This window comes from Mycobacterium sp. 134 (assembly GCF_048282715.1).
Taxonomy (GTDB): domain Bacteria; phylum Actinomycetota; class Actinomycetes; order Mycobacteriales; family Mycobacteriaceae; genus Mycobacterium; species Mycobacterium septicum.
In genome coordinates this window covers 3,075,709-3,090,411 of record NZ_JBLVUN010000008.1, presented here as the reverse complement: position 1 = coordinate 3,090,411, position 14,703 = coordinate 3,075,709, and the positions used below count along the sequence as shown (strand labels likewise).

At 67.4% G+C, this 14,703-nt stretch carries 14 protein-coding genes; 7 read left to right on the top strand and 7 right to left on the bottom strand.

The window, feature by feature from the left end; genetic code table 11:
* Positions 1–32: 32 nt before the first annotated feature.
* The 4 genes from ACNQVK_RS19570 to ACNQVK_RS19555 form a co-directional block, all read right to left on the bottom strand.
* A complete protein-coding gene (locus ACNQVK_RS19570) occupies positions 33–1,259 on the bottom strand; it encodes an enhanced intracellular survival protein Eis (RefSeq protein ID WP_418030822.1) in 1,227 nt (408 codons plus the stop codon).
* 74 nt (positions 1,260–1,333) lie between these two features.
* Positions 1,334–1,558 (bottom strand): hypothetical protein, encoded by a 225-nt coding sequence (locus ACNQVK_RS19565; RefSeq protein WP_418030821.1) that lies wholly within the window; start codon positions 1,556–1,558, stop codon positions 1,334–1,336.
* A gap of 9 nt (positions 1,559–1,567) precedes the next feature.
* On the bottom strand, positions 1,568–4,333 hold the full coding sequence (locus ACNQVK_RS19560; protein WP_418030820.1) for a glycosyl hydrolase 2 galactose-binding domain-containing protein: 2,766 nt from the start codon (positions 4,331–4,333) through the stop codon (positions 1,568–1,570).
* A gap of 146 nt (positions 4,334–4,479) precedes the next feature.
* Positions 4,480–5,217, bottom strand: a complete 738-nt coding sequence (locus ACNQVK_RS19555) for a glucose 1-dehydrogenase (protein WP_418030819.1) — start codon at positions 5,215–5,217, stop codon at positions 4,480–4,482.
* 102 nt (positions 5,218–5,319) lie between these two features.
* Here ACNQVK_RS19555 and ACNQVK_RS19550 point away from each other — a divergent pair, with 102 nt between their 5' ends.
* Entirely contained in the window at positions 5,320–6,396 is a 1,077-nt protein-coding gene (locus tag ACNQVK_RS19550; RefSeq protein WP_418030818.1) for a diacylglycerol kinase, read from the top strand.
* Here ACNQVK_RS19550 and ACNQVK_RS19545 read toward each other — a convergent pair.
* On the bottom strand, positions 6,393–7,157 hold the full coding sequence (locus ACNQVK_RS19545; protein WP_418030817.1) for an HAD family hydrolase: 765 nt from the start codon (positions 7,155–7,157) through the stop codon (positions 6,393–6,395). The two genes, ACNQVK_RS19550 and ACNQVK_RS19545, sit on opposite strands and share 4 nt — an antisense overlap.
* 67 nt (positions 7,158–7,224) lie before the next feature.
* Here ACNQVK_RS19545 and ACNQVK_RS19540 point away from each other — a divergent pair, with 67 nt between their 5' ends.
* The 5 genes from ACNQVK_RS19540 to ACNQVK_RS19520 all read left to right on the top strand — a co-directional run bounded on the left by ACNQVK_RS19540 (position 7,225) and on the right by ACNQVK_RS19520 (position 12,233).
* The gene (locus ACNQVK_RS19540) at positions 7,225–7,590 is read left to right on the top strand and encodes a VOC family protein (RefSeq protein WP_418030815.1); all 366 of its coding nucleotides are present in this window, start codon (positions 7,225–7,227) and stop codon (positions 7,588–7,590) included.
* A gap of 120 nt (positions 7,591–7,710) precedes the next feature.
* Positions 7,711–8,841, top strand: coding sequence for a nitronate monooxygenase (locus tag ACNQVK_RS19535; protein WP_211154515.1), 1,131 nt, complete (start codon positions 7,711–7,713; stop codon positions 8,839–8,841).
* A 41-nt stretch (positions 8,842–8,882) separates the two neighbouring features.
* The gene (locus ACNQVK_RS19530; RefSeq protein WP_418034223.1) at positions 8,883–9,284 is read left to right on the top strand and encodes a hypothetical protein; all 402 of its coding nucleotides are present in this window, start codon (positions 8,883–8,885) and stop codon (positions 9,282–9,284) included.
* 127 nt (positions 9,285–9,411) lie between these two features.
* Complete coding sequence (locus tag ACNQVK_RS19525; protein WP_418030814.1) at positions 9,412–9,987, top strand: TetR/AcrR family transcriptional regulator; 576 nt, start codon at positions 9,412–9,414, stop codon at positions 9,985–9,987.
* Positions 9,984–12,233 carry a molybdopterin-dependent oxidoreductase gene (locus tag ACNQVK_RS19520; RefSeq protein ID WP_418030813.1) on the top strand — a complete coding sequence of 750 codons (2,250 nt, stop codon included), beginning with the start codon at positions 9,984–9,986 and terminating at the stop codon, positions 12,231–12,233. The genes ACNQVK_RS19525 and ACNQVK_RS19520 overlap by 4 nt, the downstream gene beginning before the upstream one ends.
* Here the strand turns inward: ACNQVK_RS19520 and ACNQVK_RS19515 are convergent.
* On the bottom strand, positions 12,143–12,844 hold the full coding sequence (locus tag ACNQVK_RS19515; protein ID WP_418030812.1) for a hypothetical protein: 702 nt from the start codon (positions 12,842–12,844) through the stop codon (positions 12,143–12,145). The genes ACNQVK_RS19520 and ACNQVK_RS19515 overlap by 91 nt on opposite strands.
* A gap of 208 nt (positions 12,845–13,052) precedes the next feature.
* Here ACNQVK_RS19515 and ACNQVK_RS19510 point away from each other — a divergent pair, with 208 nt between their 5' ends.
* Positions 13,053–14,315, top strand: coding sequence for a cytochrome P450 (locus tag ACNQVK_RS19510; protein ID WP_418030811.1), 1,263 nt, complete (start codon positions 13,053–13,055; stop codon positions 14,313–14,315).
* On the opposite strand, the gene ACNQVK_RS19505 is transcribed toward ACNQVK_RS19510, so the two are convergent.
* Positions 14,254–14,610 carry a hypothetical protein gene (locus ACNQVK_RS19505; RefSeq protein ID WP_418030810.1) on the bottom strand — a complete coding sequence of 119 codons (357 nt, stop codon included), beginning with the start codon at positions 14,608–14,610 and terminating at the stop codon, positions 14,254–14,256. The genes ACNQVK_RS19510 and ACNQVK_RS19505 overlap by 62 nt on opposite strands.
* Between the last annotated feature and the right edge of the window lie 93 nt (positions 14,611–14,703).

The following is a 14,703-nucleotide window of genomic DNA, read 5'->3' as shown; positions in this document are numbered from 1 at the left end:
TTGAACACTACGCAGCGGGCGCGCGCCGACGCTCAGAAGCCGTAGCCCAGTTCGGCCGGAACATCACTCGCGAAGGCCGCACCGAGCCGCTGCACCATCTCTGAGTCCTTGCCGCGCAATCGGTTTGCGGCGAGAAACGACTCGGGGCGGTGGGCGCCCAGATAGAGGCTGCCGAGCACGTCCAGGTCGAGTTCGATGTCTGCCGGAGCGTCGGTGGGCGTACACCGGGCCCGGCCGTCGCGAATCTGCAGGGCGTACCGGCCGCCGTCGTCACGGAAACCGTCGGTGACGTCCAGCACGGTGTCGAGGTCGGCCTGGTAACGGCGGGCCTCAAGGGCAGCCGGGACGTCCATGATCCGGACCCACATGTCGTCGCTGCTCGAAGTCACCCGGGCCAGCCGCGAGTTGGTCAGCAGATAGGGCACGACCTCGCCGGGATGGGTCCAGATGCTCACCTTCTCCATGAGGTCCATCCCCAGCAACGCCCGCCAGAGCGCGATGTGGGCGTCGGGGGTCACCGCGGTGACCTCGCGTACCCGCAGCGTCCGGGACTCCTCGCCGTGCACCCGGTACAGCGCATAGCCGTCGGGATGCAGGAATGCGAACCACTCGGAACCGCCGTCGCGGGTGTTCTCCCGATCGGCCAGGACGTCGTCCCACAGGGGCGTCGGGCACGCCAGACCGCCCGGCGTCCGCAGTCGCCAGCGGTCGTAGATCTCGGCCAGGGCATCGCGGTGTTCGGCGGGTTTGACCAGGCGAACACCGCCCGGGTCGGGGACCGAGGAATGGAACTGGGCGAATCTGCGCTCGATCGTCATCAGGTGCACGGTGGTGGCCGGGCCGTAGCCGAACCGGCCGTAGATTCCGCCTTCGCTCGCGGTGAGCGCGGCGATCGGATACTTCGCATCGGCGATCCGCTGGTGCAACTCGGTGTACATCGACCGCAGGATCCCCCGCCGCCGATGAGTGGGAGCGACAGCCACGTAGCTGATACCCGCCGCCGGCAGCACCCCGCCGCCCGGAACGGTCAGGGTGAGATCGAGGTAGATCGACTGGCCGACGATGTCGCCGTCGCTGCCACCGTCACGCATCACCACGCCGCCGTCGGCGGGCACCATCTGCTGCCACGCCGACATCGAATCGGGGTGGTTGACCTCGCCGAATGCGGTGTTGCCGAGCAGTGCCATGCCTGCCCAGTCGGCGTCAGTGACGCTGTGCAGAGTGAGAGTTGTCGCCGGGGAGGACACGTTGTCGATCACGGAATCCGACGGTGCCACACCGTCACCGGACAATGCGACCGAATTTCGGCCCACGCGATCCGGCAGCTAGCGAATCAGCGCTTGAGCCACGCGTTCACGGTCGCCAGTTCGCGGGTGTAGGTGGTCATGATGTCGTCCTGGTACAGCGTCGCCCCACTGATCGTGGTCGGGCCCTGCCACACCACCCTGATCCGGTTCGCGCCGCGCTGGTAGACGTCCACCCGGTCGAGGTCACGGTGCACCCATCCGCCGCTCTCGGCCAGCTGTCCTACCTCATGGCGCTCATCGGGTGTGGTCATCAGCCGATCCTATCGCCGTGCCCGCTGGTCGATCGGCACCACCGTCGGCGCACTGTTGTAACCGCCGACCCGGACCCAGTTGGGTCCATGCTCCGAACCGGGGACCGTGCCGGTGACCTCCACCGTCTCCCCCGGGTAGACGGTGACGTAATTGTCGGAGTACTCGATCGGCAGGATCTCGTCACCGTCGCGGGTGGTGGTGATCTCGGCGCGTTCGAAGAACGCGATCTGCCGGCCGGGGTTGTGCAGCTGTATCAGCACGCTGGCACTGCCGTCGGCCGATTCGGTCCGGTGCGCGGTCACCTGCAGCTGTGCCGGCGCCATCGTGTTGAGCGGGGTCATGTCGGCCCAGCTGCTCTGTACGAGGTCGAACGCCTGGTCGTTGACCGGTGGGCCGACATCGTCGAGTTGCTGCGACTGCCAGTAGGTGTTGTCGGCCACGACGGCGCCGTTCTCGTCGAGCAGTTCACAGCGGACGAACACCACCGGGGAGTCGGCTGCCAGCCGCGGCAACGACAACCCGGGCACGACGCCGTTCGACGGCACGGCCGGCACATCGGAACTCCGGTCGTCGCGCATCCGCCCGGCCAGGTCGTAGGTCCGCACCCGCACCCGCAGGCCCGTCCGCTCCTGCGGGGACTGATTGACCACAGACACATGGGCGGTGTCGTGATCGCCGGTGGCATAGGAGTCGAACACCACCGACAGCGGACGCAGCCCCTTCTTGGCCCCGTAGTAGGCGCCGCCGGGCCGCAGGTAGTAGTCGAAGAGATGACCGAAGAACGACGGCCAGTGATTGTTGAGCATCCAGTAGATGGTCATCTTGTGGTTGTCCCACCCGCCGGCCGCGAACGCCTCGAACTGCGCGCGCGTCGACTCGTAGTGGGCCAGTTGCGCTTTGCGGGCGAATTCCTCTGCGCCGCGCGAGGATCCGTAGCGCTGGACCACCGCGGTCCGGATGCTCTCCAGCGCGGCGTTGCTCGGGTTGGCCCCGGCGTGGAAGTACCAGGCCTCGTTGATCGGCCAGAGTTTGTCCGGCGGGATGAACTTCTGCAGGCTGGCGAACGGCGGGATGTGTTCGTTGTCGCCCTGTTCGGCATTGGAGCCGCGGGTGGCCTGGTACTGGCCGCTGAACCAGTAGCTCGGCGGGCGCCACGTGTACGGGCCGGCCATGTGGATGCCGTCCCAGTCAGGTTCCCCGTTGGCGTCGCGGGCCAGGGACGACACCGTGTCGACGACGGTGTTGGGCCAGTGCAGATCGCGCAGGATCCCGTGATATCCCTCGAGCACCGGTGCCGGGGGCTTGCCGTCGCTGCCGTTGGCCCAGAGGAACGCCGACGCGTGCCCGCGCAGAGACAGGATCTGCGAGCGCATGCTCTCGTCGGCCACCCGCCGATCCTCGTCATCCCACTGCCACCACTTCTCCCACTGGTTGCAGCACATCCAGCCGTACATCAGCGGGATGCCGAGCTCGTCGGCGCGCTCGATGATGTTGTCGCCCGGGAACTTCCCCTCCAGCCGCAGCATGTTCAACCCCAGGTCCCGGACGTATCCGAGGATGGCGTCCTCACGCTGCGGGTCGTACTGGAACAACAGGTCGGGCGTATATGCCGCCCCCCGCACCAGGAAGTCGCGCCCGTTGACCGTCAGGTAGAAGCTGCCGCCGCGGCCCAGGTCGGGGAACTGCTCGTCGTTGTCGCGGTGCTGGGCCACGGTGCGGATACCGAACCGGGAATCCACGGTGTCGGTGGCCCGGCCGTACCGCAGGAACTCCAGCCGCAGGTCGTACAGATCGGGCCTGCCCATGGTGTAGGGCCACCACAGGTCGGGGTTGCTGACCCGCAGGGCCGCGAAAGTGTCCGGGTCGAACCGGATTTCACGGCTCTCCCCTGGCGCCAGGCTGACCGGTTGATCCACCGAGATGGGCGGTTTACCGGGCCGGCTGATGCGGGCCCGGACCACACCGCGCATCGGTACGTCGGCCGTGTTTCGGATTTCGGAGTAGACGGTGAGCCGGGCAGAGTCGGTGGCGGGCAGCGGTAGCTCGGTGGTGACCAGTGGGTCACTGAGCACGACCTGCCCCGAGTAGCTCAGGTAGACGGGTTTGAAGATGCCCGCATTGCGGTCGGCCACATAGGAATTGCCCCGCAGTGGGTTCTTGTCCGGGCCCTGGTAACCGATGCGGTTCCAGTTGAGCCAGTCCCACCAGCTGTCGGCCAGCTCGACGCCGTCGATGTCCTGTAACGCCTGTTCGGGCGTCACCCTGACCGCCAGCGTGTTGACGCCCCCGGGGTTGATCCATGGGGTCGCGTCGATCTCGTGGATCGTGTGCATGCCCACCAGCAGTGAATTGCCCGCGATCATCGTGCCGTTGAGCCACACCTCGGCGCGGTAGTTGATGCCGGGGAAATCGAGCCGGTAGCTGGAACTGCCCTGCGGCGCGGTGAAGGTCGTGCGGTACCACCAGTCCTGCCGGAACAGGTCGTCCGGCACGTCGGCCAGGTTGTCCCCCACGTACAGGTCCGGATAGGTGCCGTCCTCCTGCAGCGCCCCCAGCACGGTGGACGGCATCTGTTTGACCGGGTGCCAGTCGGCATTCACCTCGCCGGGCGTGGACATCGCAGCGCCGTCGGCCGTCGTGGTGCGCGCCGAGGCCAGCTGCCAACCCTGCGCCAGTTCTATCCGCCCCGACGGCGGCTCCGGCTTGGCGAACGGCGGGAAATCGGCCGCGCACAGCGAGAACAGCAGCACTGCGGCGAGGACGAAGCCCACCATTCTGGCCCGAAGACTCAGGCCGGCGCGGCGATTCCGGGCGGAAATGGGCAGCTCCTCAAAGACCGGTGTGGCACCGCGTCCATGAGTCGATGCCCTGCCGGGTCATTCTGCCGTGGCCGGTACCGCCGCGTGCGGCCGGTGCGCCCTCAGAGCTTGTGCGGGACGTCGTTGACGAGGCCACCGTCCATGACGAACTCGGCGCCGGTGGCGTAGCGGGATTCATCGCTGGCCAGGAACACCACGAAGCTGGAGACCTCGTCGGGCTGTCCGGGCCGGCCCAGCGGAATGGTGAGCATGTCCTCGGGGAAGTGCTCGGTCATCGGGGTCCGGATGAATCCGGGGTGGATCGAGTTGACCCGGATCTGCTTGGGACCCAGCTCCAGCGCCGCGGACTTGGTCAGACCGCGCACGGCCCACTTGGAGGCCACATACGGGTGCACCATGGCCGCACCGCGCAGTCCCTCGATGGACGAGACGTTGATGATCGAGCCGCCGCCCGCGGCCTTCATGGCCTTGACGCTGGCCTGCATGCCCAGGAAGGTGCCGGTCAGGTTGACGTCGAGCACCTTCTGCCACTGGGCCATGTCGAACTTGCCGATCTGGCCGATCGCGACGATCCCGGCGTTGTTCACCAGCACATTGAGCAGGCCGAACTCCTCGGTCGCCGTTGCGACTGCGGCATCCCACTGGTCGGCATCGGTGACGTCGAGGTGGACGTAGCGCACGGCGTCGCCGAGTTCGGCGGCCAGCGCCTTGCCCTCGTCGTCGAGGATGTCGCCGATCACCACCTTGCCGCCCTCGGCGACCAGAGCGCGGGCGTGCTCCGCGCCCATACCCCGCGCGCCGCCACTGATGAGTGCCACTTTTCCATCTACCCGTCCCATGACGGCTGAGGCTACCGCCTGCGGCGCGAAATTAGAACTTGTTCCAATTTTGTCGCCGGATCGGCATACTGCGATTAGACCGCACACCTTGAGGAGACCTGTATGGCCATTCGCGTGGCGATCGTCGGCACCGGAAACTGCGGCCGGTTGGCCCTGATCCAGCTCATCGACGACCCCCGGTTCGAACTCGTCGCGGTGGGCACCTCGACCGAGGCGAAGGTCGGCCTGGACGCCGGCGAACTGGCCGGACTGGACGGCGTCACCGGGGTCACCGCCACGCTGGGCATCGAAGCCGCGATCGCCGCCAAACCGGACTGCCTGGTGTACTGCGCGATGGGCGACACCCGACCGGTCGAGGCAACCCGCGATGTGATGGCGGCGCTGTCCGCCGGGATCAACGTGGTGGGATCCGCCCCAGGCGGTCTGCAATTCCCTTGGGGCGCCATGCCACAGAAGGCCATCGACCGCGTGGAGGATGCTGCGCGGAGCGGGAATTCGAGTGTGTACATCACCGGGGTCGATCCCGGGTTCGCCACCGACCTCGTCCCCTTCGCCATCGCCAGCACATGTCAGCGCATCGACCAGATCAAGACCATGGAGATCGCCGACTACGCCACCTACGACGGCGCCGAGGTGATGTCGATCGTGATGGGCTTCGGCAATCCGATGGATCAGCCCGGCATGCTCTTCTACCCCGGCATCCTCAGTGCCGCCTGGGGCACCGCGATCAAGATGCTGGCGGCCGGCCTGGGCGTCGAGCTCGAGGAGATCACCGAGAGCTACGAACTGGAACCCGCGCCGGAGGACATCGAGGTCGCCACCGGCGTGATCGCCAAGGGCACGGTGGCCGCGATGCGGTTCGAGATCAACGGCATGGTCGACGGCAAACCGCTGATCGTCGTCGAGCACATCACCCGGGTGCGTGAAGACCTGCGCCCGGATTGGGCCCAGCCGGCCCAACCGGGTGGCTCCTACCGGGTCGAGATCAGCGGCGAGCCGTCCTACGTCGTGGACATCTGCCCGACCAGTAGCCGCGGCGACCACAACTACGCGGCGATCCTGGCCGCGGCCGGCCGGATCGTCAACGCCATCCCCGATGTGGTGGCCGCCCCGGCCGGCATCCGAACCACGCTGGACCTCCCGCTGGGTACCGGCAAGGGGCTGTACAGACTCGGCTAGGCGCCCGGCCGTAGTCGACCCTCGCCGCGGCGGCGGCCACCGGGCCTGGGCAGCGTCAGCACCGGCCAACCGTGGTCGTTGGCGGCCGAGGCCAGCCCGGGCCGCGGGTTCACCGGCCGCGGATGGCCCACCAACCGCATCAGTGCACCGTCCTCATCGCCGTCGGCATAGAAATAGCTGTGCGCGAGGTCGATCCGCCCTCCCTGGCAGAAGTCCTGCACCGCGGCGGCTTTGCGGGCACCCCAGATGATGGGCTCGACGATCCCACCGGTCAGCCGGCCCTCGCCGTCGGTGGTGAAGTGATTGCACAGCACATGGTCGATCCCGAGGTGGCGCGCCACCGGCTCGGCGTGGATGGTCAGGGCCGAGGAACTCAACACGACGGTGTGGCCGCGGTCCTGGTGCCGACGAACCACCTCCCGCATGTGGGGATAGACCCGCTGCGCGATCCGGTTCTCGAAGAGGTACTCCCCCAGCTCGTCGAGTTCGGGCAGGGATTCGCCGCGTAGGTACCCGGCCGCCCGCACCAGGAGCCGCTCGAACGGCATCCGGCCGATCCGGTAGCGCACGGAGGCCTCGACGATTCCGAGGATCTCGCCGGCAGCGGCCTGCCGCCGCCGGATGCGATGACCGGCGTGCGCGGTCGCGGTGAATCCGTCCACCAACGTGCCGTCGAGGTCGAAGAAGGCTCCCACCTGCGCACCGCCCGGACCCACTCCGATTTCCTCGAGCGACTCAGGTGGCGACAACGTGCGGCCCATGGGGCTACTAAACCAAGCCGCCACGACACTCGGCCAGTCGAGACCAGATCAGGACTAGAACAGAGGGATGTCCGCACAAACACATTCCGTCGGGATCAAGGACGTCGCGGCCGTCATCGCCACCGGACGATTCGAGGAGGCGAAAGCCTGGTACACCCGCCTCCTCGGCCGGGAACCCGACCTGGAACCCGTTCCAGGTGTCGCGGAATGGCAGCTGACGGCGACCGCGTGGCTACAGGTCGTCACCGATCCCGCCTGCGCAGGGCGATCGGCCGTGCGATTCGGGGTCGACGATCTGGACACCATCTCCGCAGCACTGCGCGACGATGGCGTGACCGTGACAGAACCGCAGGTCATCGCAAATATGGTCGCCGTCATCGACGTCGCGGATCCAGACGGAAACGAAGTGTCGTTCGTAGCCGAGCTCGCGTGAATCTGCCGGGTCGCGACCCAAAACGATCTAAGGTGGTACTAAACTAGAACACGTTTCACTTCTGTCCGGGCCACAGCGGCCGAGGACTCCCAAACCGCACCTCCATTGAAGGAGCTCAGAATGCACACCGCACTCTGCGACGAACTCGGGATCGACGTCCCGATCTTCGCGTTCACCCACTGTCGTGACGTTGTGGTCGCCGTCAGCAAGGCCGGTGGTTTCGGCGTGCTGGGCGCCGTCGGATTCACCCCCGAGCAGCTCGAGATCGAACTGAACTGGATCGACGAGCACATCGGCGATCACCCGTACGGCGTGGACATCGTCATCCCGAACAAGTACGAGGGCATGGACACCAACATGTCCGCCGACGATCTCAAGGGCATGCTGCAGTCGCTGGTGCCCCAGGAGCACCTGGACTTCGCCAAGAAGATCCTCGCCGACCATGGCGTGCCGGTCGACCACAGTGACGACGACGCCCTGCAGCTGCTGGGCTGGACCGAGGCCACTGCGACACCTCAGGTCGAGATCGCACTGAAGCACCCCAAGATGACGCTGATCGCCAACGCCCTGGGCACCCCGCCGAAGGACATGATCGACCGCATCCACGCCGAGGGGCGCAAGGTCGCGGCGCTGTGTGGGTCGCCGTCACAGGCCCGCAAGCATGCCGACGCCGGCGTCGACATCATCATCGCCCAGGGCGGCGAGGCCGGCGGCCACAGCGGCGAGATCGGTTCGATCGTGCTGTGGCCCCAGGTGGTCAAGGAGGTCGCCCCGGTTCCGGTTCTGGCCGCCGGAGGTATCGGCAGCGGCCAGCAGATCGCCGCGGCGCTGGCACTCGGCGCCCAGGGCGCCTGGACCGGCTCCCAGTGGGTGATGGTCGAGGAGTCCGAGCACACCGAGCAGCAGCACGCCGCGTACGCCAAGGCCACCAGCAAGGACACCGTGCGCAGCCGGTCGTTCACCGGCAAGCCGGCCCGCATGCTCCGCAACGACTGGACCGAGGCCTGGGAGAACCCGGACAACCCGAAGCCGCTCGGCATGCCGCTGCAGTACATGGTGTCCGGCATGGCCGTCGCCGCCACGCACAAGTACCCCAACGAGAGTGTCGACGTCGCGTTCAACCCGGTGGGCCAGGTGGTCGGCCAGTTCAAGAAGGTCGAGAAAACCTCCGCGGTGATCGAACGCTGGGTGCAGGAGTACCTGGAGGCGACGGGCAACCTCAATGCCCTCAATGAGGCCGCCGGCGTGTGATCGAGGCCGCCGGCAGCGGGTTCCTGATCGCCGTCCTGTGGATGGACCTGATCTTCGATGTCCAGGTCCTGGCCCATCGCAGGTCGGCCGAGTTGCCGGAACCCGTGCTGGCGTCCATCGCCGGTTACTACCACCGGGCCACCACCACATCGCGCCCGATGAGTCTGCTGATCGCCGCCGTCATGGTGATTCTCTTGGCGGCGTTGGCTTTTCACGCAGTCGACGGCACCGGGCCGGGTTGGCTCACGGCGGTACTCGCGGTGCTCGCCGGTGGCCCCGTGCTGCTGGCCTTGCTGCACACCGTCCCCCTGGCCGTGAAACTGGGCCACCGCAGGGGCACAGTCATCGAACAGTCCCGGCGGGCGCGCTCCGTCTGTCGCGACCATCTGCTGTGCCTGACGAGCATGTCGGCTTTTCTGACTTTGTGGTTGGCCGCTACTTAGGTCATCAACGCGGCGGATTGCAGTCACTATCAGGCAGCAATCCGCCGCGTAAGTCGCAAGTGGTGGGCGTAGACCGATGCCCATCGATTATGTATGGTTGCATACATAGCCGGTGAAAGGGCGTCGGATGGCTGGTCCTCGTGAACGCATGGTGGCCTCGGCCGCATTGCTGATCCGGGAGCGCGGTGCGCACCCGACCGCGATCGCCGACGTACTGGCCCACAGCGGCGCCCCGCGCGGCTCGGCCTATCACTACTTCCCCGGTGGCCGGACCCAACTCCTCTGCGAGGCAATCGATTACGCCGGCGATTATGTGGTGTCCCGGCTGGCCAAGGCCGACAGTGCCGCGGCTCTGCTCGACGGCCTGATCGCGATGTACCGCAAGCAACTCCTCAGCTCCGGCTTCCGCGCCGGCTGCCCCGTCGTCGCGGTGGCGGTCGAGGCCGGCGACCCGCAGCAGGCCGAAGCTCCCGACCCGGTCCTGGAACGCGCCGGGGCCGCGTTCACCCGCTGGGCCGCGCTGATCGCCGACCGCCTGCGCGGCGACGGAGCCGACCCGGACCGCGCCGATCAACTGGCGATGCTGATCCTGTCCGCCATCGAGGGCGCGATCGTCGTCGCCCGTGCCACCCGTGACGTCACGCCGCTGGATCAGATCCACGGTCAACTACGTGAGCTCCTGCCGGAAGGAACATCGTCATGACCGTCGACCAATGGCAACCCACCGCCTGCATCCTCTGCGAATGCAACTGCGGCATCGTGGTGCAGACCGAGGACCGCGCCATCACCAAGATCCGCGGCGACAAGGACCATCCGGCGTCGCAGGGCTACACGTGCAACAAGGCGCTGCGACTCGACCACTACCAGAGCAACGCCAACCGGCTGACCTCACCGCTACGGCGTCGTCCTGACGGCAGCTATGAGGAGATCGACTGGGACACCGCGATTTCCGAGATCGCCGCCGGGTTCCTCGCCATCAGGGAGCAGCACGGCGGCGACAAGATCTTCTACTACGGCGGCGGCGGGCAGGGCAATCACCTCGGCGGCGCGTACAGCGGGGCCTTCCTCAAGGCGATCGGGTCGCGGTACCGGTCGAATGCCCTGGCGCAGGAGAAGACCGGCGAGGCGTGGGTCGATGCCCACCTCTACGGCGGGCATACCCGCGGCGAGTTCGAGCACGCCGAGGTCTCGGTGTTCGTCGGCAAGAATCCCTGGATGTCGCAGAGTTTCCCCCGGGCCCGGGTGGTGCTCAACGAGATCGCCAAGGATCCGGACCGCGCGATGATCGTCATCGACCCGGTGATCACCGACACCGCCAAGCTCGCCGACTTCCATCTGCGGGTACGACCGGGCACCGATGCCTGGTGCCTGGCCGCGATGGCCGCGGTGCTGGTGCAGGAAGACCTGTGCGACGAAGACTTCCTGGCCGCACACGTCAACGGTGTCGAACCGGTCCGGGACGTGCTCCGGCAGGTCCCGATCGGCGACTACGCACTGCGGTGCGGAGTCGAGGAGTCACTGTTGCGCCAGGCGGTGCGCCGGATCGCCGCAGCCGGCAGCGTGGCGGTGTTCGAGGATCTCGGCATCCAGCAGGCCCCCAACAGCACACTGTGTTCCTACCTGAACAAGATGCTGTGGATCCTCACCGGGAACTTCGCCAAACCCGGTGGGCAGCACCTGCATTCGTCGTTCGCCCCGCTGTTCGGCTCGGGCGGGGTCGGCCGTAGCCCGGTCACCGGCGCCCCGGTGATCGCCGGCCTGGTTCCGTCGAATGTGGTGCCCCAGGAGATTCTCACCGATCACCCCGACCGGTTCCGCGCCATGATCGTCGAGAGCAGCAACCCCGCGCATTCGGTCGCCGATTCGGCGGCGGTGCGGACCGCACTCGAGTCGCTTGAGCTTCTGGTGGTCATCGACGTCGCGATGACCGAGACGGCACGGCTGGCCCACTATGTGCTTCCCGCCGCCAATCAGTTCGAGAAGCCCGAGGCGACGTTCTTCAATCTCGAATTCCCGCACAACACCTTCCATCTGCGGCACCGGCTGTTCGAGCCGCTGCCCGGCACCCTGCCCGAACCGGAGATCTGGGCACGCCTGGTCCGCGCCATCGGCGCGGTCGACGACGCCGAGCTGGACCCATTGCGGCGCGCCGCGCGGGAGGGGCTGGACGCCTATGCCGCCGCGTTCCTCGGCGCGGTCGGCGCCAATCCCGGGCTCGGCCGGGTGCTGCCGTACGTGCTGTACGAGACCCTCGGACCGGTACTGCCAGAAGGGTTGGCCGGGGCTGCCGCGCTGTGGGGCCTGGCCCAGAAGACGGCGATGACCTACCCCGAGGCGGTACGCCGCGCCGGGCACGCCGACGGCAACGCCTTGTTCGAGGCCATCCTGGCCGCCCGGTCCGGGCTCACGTTCACCGTCCACGAATACCGGGACGACTTCGCCTTGATCGGCCACGCGGATCGCAAGATCGCGCTGGACATGCCCGAGATGCTCGACGCGGTCGGAGCGCTGCCGAGCATGCCCACGGCGCTGACCACCGAGGAGTTCCCCATGGTGCTGTCCGCCGGTGAGCGGCGCGCCTACACCGCCAACGACATCATCCGCGATCCGGGCTGGCGCAAACGAGACACCAACGGCGCCTTGCGGATCAGCGTCGACGATGCCGAGGCCATCGGGCTGCTCGACGGTGACCGGGCCAGGATCACGACAGCGGCGGGCAGCGCGGAGGCCACCGTGGAGATCAGCGACGCGATGCTGCCCGGGCACATCTCGCTACCCAACGGGTTCGGCCTGGATCACACCGACGGCGACGGGCGTGCCGTCGTGCCCGGGGTCGCGCCCAACGAACTCACCTCGTCTCAGTGGCGCGACGAGTACGCGGGCACACCGTGGCACAAACACGTGCCCGCCCGGGTCGACCGGATTCCGGTCGCCAGCGTGCCGGCCTGATCAGCCCGCCCTGGGCCGTCAGGGCAGGGGCGCGGGCGGGGCCGGAACCGGACCGGCCGGGCCGGCCACCGGAACGGGACCACCAGGGCCGGCCGGCGCCACGGCGCCACCCGGGCCGACGGACGGAACCGGAGCGCCCGGCCGGCGGACACCGGTGCCTCCCCCGGCGCCTGAGGCGCGGTCGGAACGTTCGGGCCAGGCACCTGGCCGGGCACGGGCGTGTTCATGCCACGCTGCGCGAGCCCGAGTACCAGTGCTTCCTTGCCGCTGATCTCCTGATTCTGCACGGCGTGCCACAGATCCTTGAGATAGCTCAAGTTGGGGGTTTCGGTGCCCTGCCCGGTGGGATCCATCGTCGCTCCGGGCGGCAGGGCATCGGGACTTGCCAGGTGAGGCGTCTCTCCCGGGGCTACGGCAACCGGCGCCGCCGGATCTCCGGCCGCGGCCAGAACCGCCGGTGCGGGCGCGGGCGCAGGCGCCGGCGCGGGGGCGGGCGGCACCACCGGATTGGGCGGCTCCGCGGCCGCCGCGGCGGCCATGGCCAACGCCACGACGGGACCCGACACACAGCCCGTCACGACGATCCCGAACCTACGGATGTCGACTCGCATTCTCGATGGCCTCCTGCTGTTGCTCCAGGGACAGATGGTAACGCTGACTGCATCGTTGCGCTCGTCCAACCGTTACAACGCAAGAATCGGAACACGTTCCAATACGAACAATGTGGGAGTTTCCGAAACCCGCTCCATAGGGCCCCACCTGTGGTGTAGCAATGGCATTACGCCACTACACAACGTCGTCGCGAGGAGCGCCAACGCCATGCCGACTCTGCACCTCCCGCCCGGATTCGACTTCACCGATCCCGACATCTATGCCGAACGACTGCCTGTCGAGGAACTCGCCGAGATGCGCAGGATCGCGCCGATCTGGTGGAACGAACAGCCGGTGGGCCAAGGGGGGTTCGACGACGGCGGGTTCTGGGTCGTCACCAAGCACAAGGACGTCAAGGAGGTGTCCCTGCGCAGTGACGTGTTCTCCAGCCAGGAGAAGACCGCCCTACCGCGCTACCGGGAGGGCACCGTCCAGCAGCAGATCGACCAGGGCAAGTTCGTGATGCTCAACATGGACGCCCCCCATCACACGCACCTGCGCAAGATCATCTCGCGAGCCTTCACACCCCGCGCGGTCGAACTCCTGCGTGCGGACCTCGCCGAGCGAGCCCGCACGATCGTCGAGACAGCAGCCGCCGAAGGCTCGGGCGACTTCGTCGAGCAGGTGTCCTGCGAACTTCCGCTCCAGGCGATCGCGGGGTTGATGGGCGTACCGCAGGAGGACCGCAAGAAACTGTTCGACTGGTCCAACCAGATGGTCGGCGACCAGGACCCCGAGTTCGCCACCAACGATGCGATCAGCGCCTCGGTCGAGCTGATCATGTACGGGATGCAGATGGCGGCCGAGCGGAGCAAGAACCCCGGCGACGATCTGGTCTCCAAGCTGCTGCAGGCCGACGTGGAGGGGCACAAGCTCTCCGACGACGAGTTCGGCTTCTTCGTCATCCTGCTCGCGGTGGCCGGCAACGAGACGACCCGGAACTCGATCACCCAGGGAATGATGGCGTTCGCCGATCACCCAGACCAGTGGGAGTTGTTCAAGCGGGAGCGCCCGGGCACCGCCGCCGACGAGATCGTTCGGTGGGCCACCCCGGTGACGTCATTCCAGCGGACCGCGCTGGAAGACACCGAACTGGCCGGTGTGCAGATCAAGAAGGGGCAACGGGTGGTGATGTTCTACCGCTCGGCCAACTTCGACGAGGAAGTGTTCGACGATCCGTACACCTTCAACATCTTGCGGGATCCCAACCCGCACGTGGGATTCGGCGGCACGGGCGCGCACTACTGCATCGGTGCCAACCTCGCCAGGATGACGATCGACCTGATCTTCAACGCGATCGCCGACGGGATGCCCGATCTGACTCCGCTGGCGGCGCCCGAACGGCTCCGATCCGGCTGGCTGAACGGCATCAAACATTGGCAGGTTGACTACCGCGGCGGCGCTGGCGCGAAACCTCCTGTGTCGCAGTAGGGCTCGGATAGTCGATGATGGATCGCCAGTAGTCCTCCGGGATCTCGGTGTTCGACCGCAGCACGATCGCCAGACCGGTTGCCATTGCGATGCCGAGTAGCCCGAGCCACAGGCCGGCCAGCGCGATCGCAATCCAGAGCACCGTCGTCAAAGTGGGCCACGGCGACGCCAGGGCGAGCACCGGCGCGAAGAAGAATCCCGTGCCGATGTAGGCGGCCGACCCGGCCCGGTCGGCCGCCATCACGAAGTGCAGCCACCGTGGAATCGACTGGGGCCACTGCGGTGAATTGCGCATCTCTGCCTCCTTCGTCGGACGACCTCCACAGTGACGCGGATCGGGTAATCGGTGCAATTACCTGTCAGGTAGTGGTTATCTCCCGCCGCGTGA

Excerpts from the sequence above, each read along its gene's own strand:
- ACNQVK_RS19565 (WP_418030821.1), bottom strand. The coding sequence starts at position 1,558 with ATGACCACACCCGATGAGCGCCATGAGGTAGGACAGCTGGCCGAGAGC.
- ACNQVK_RS19560 (WP_418030820.1), bottom strand. The coding sequence starts at position 4,333 with ATGGTGGGCTTCGTCCTCGCCGCAGTGCTGCTGTTCTCGCTGTGCGCG.
- ACNQVK_RS19555 (WP_418030819.1), bottom strand. The coding sequence starts at position 5,217 with ATGGGACGGGTAGATGGAAAAGTGGCACTCATCAGTGGCGGCGCGCGG.
- ACNQVK_RS19550 (WP_418030818.1), top strand. The coding sequence starts at position 5,320 with ATGGCCATTCGCGTGGCGATCGTCGGCACCGGAAACTGCGGCCGGTTG.
- ACNQVK_RS19545 (WP_418030817.1), bottom strand. The coding sequence starts at position 7,157 with ATGGGCCGCACGTTGTCGCCACCTGAGTCGCTCGAGGAAATCGGAGTG.
- ACNQVK_RS19540 (WP_418030815.1), top strand. The coding sequence starts at position 7,225 with ATGTCCGCACAAACACATTCCGTCGGGATCAAGGACGTCGCGGCCGTC.
- ACNQVK_RS19535 (WP_211154515.1), top strand. The coding sequence starts at position 7,711 with ATGCACACCGCACTCTGCGACGAACTCGGGATCGACGTCCCGATCTTC.
- ACNQVK_RS19530 (WP_418034223.1), top strand. The coding sequence starts at position 8,883 with ATGGACCTGATCTTCGATGTCCAGGTCCTGGCCCATCGCAGGTCGGCC.
- ACNQVK_RS19525 (WP_418030814.1), top strand. The coding sequence starts at position 9,412 with ATGGCTGGTCCTCGTGAACGCATGGTGGCCTCGGCCGCATTGCTGATC.
- ACNQVK_RS19520 (WP_418030813.1), top strand. The coding sequence starts at position 9,984 with ATGACCGTCGACCAATGGCAACCCACCGCCTGCATCCTCTGCGAATGC.
- ACNQVK_RS19515 (WP_418030812.1), bottom strand. The coding sequence starts at position 12,844 with ATGCGAGTCGACATCCGTAGGTTCGGGATCGTCGTGACGGGCTGTGTG.
- ACNQVK_RS19510 (WP_418030811.1), top strand. The coding sequence starts at position 13,053 with ATGCCGACTCTGCACCTCCCGCCCGGATTCGACTTCACCGATCCCGAC.
- ACNQVK_RS19505 (WP_418030810.1), bottom strand. The coding sequence starts at position 14,610 with ATGCGCAATTCACCGCAGTGGCCCCAGTCGATTCCACGGTGGCTGCAC.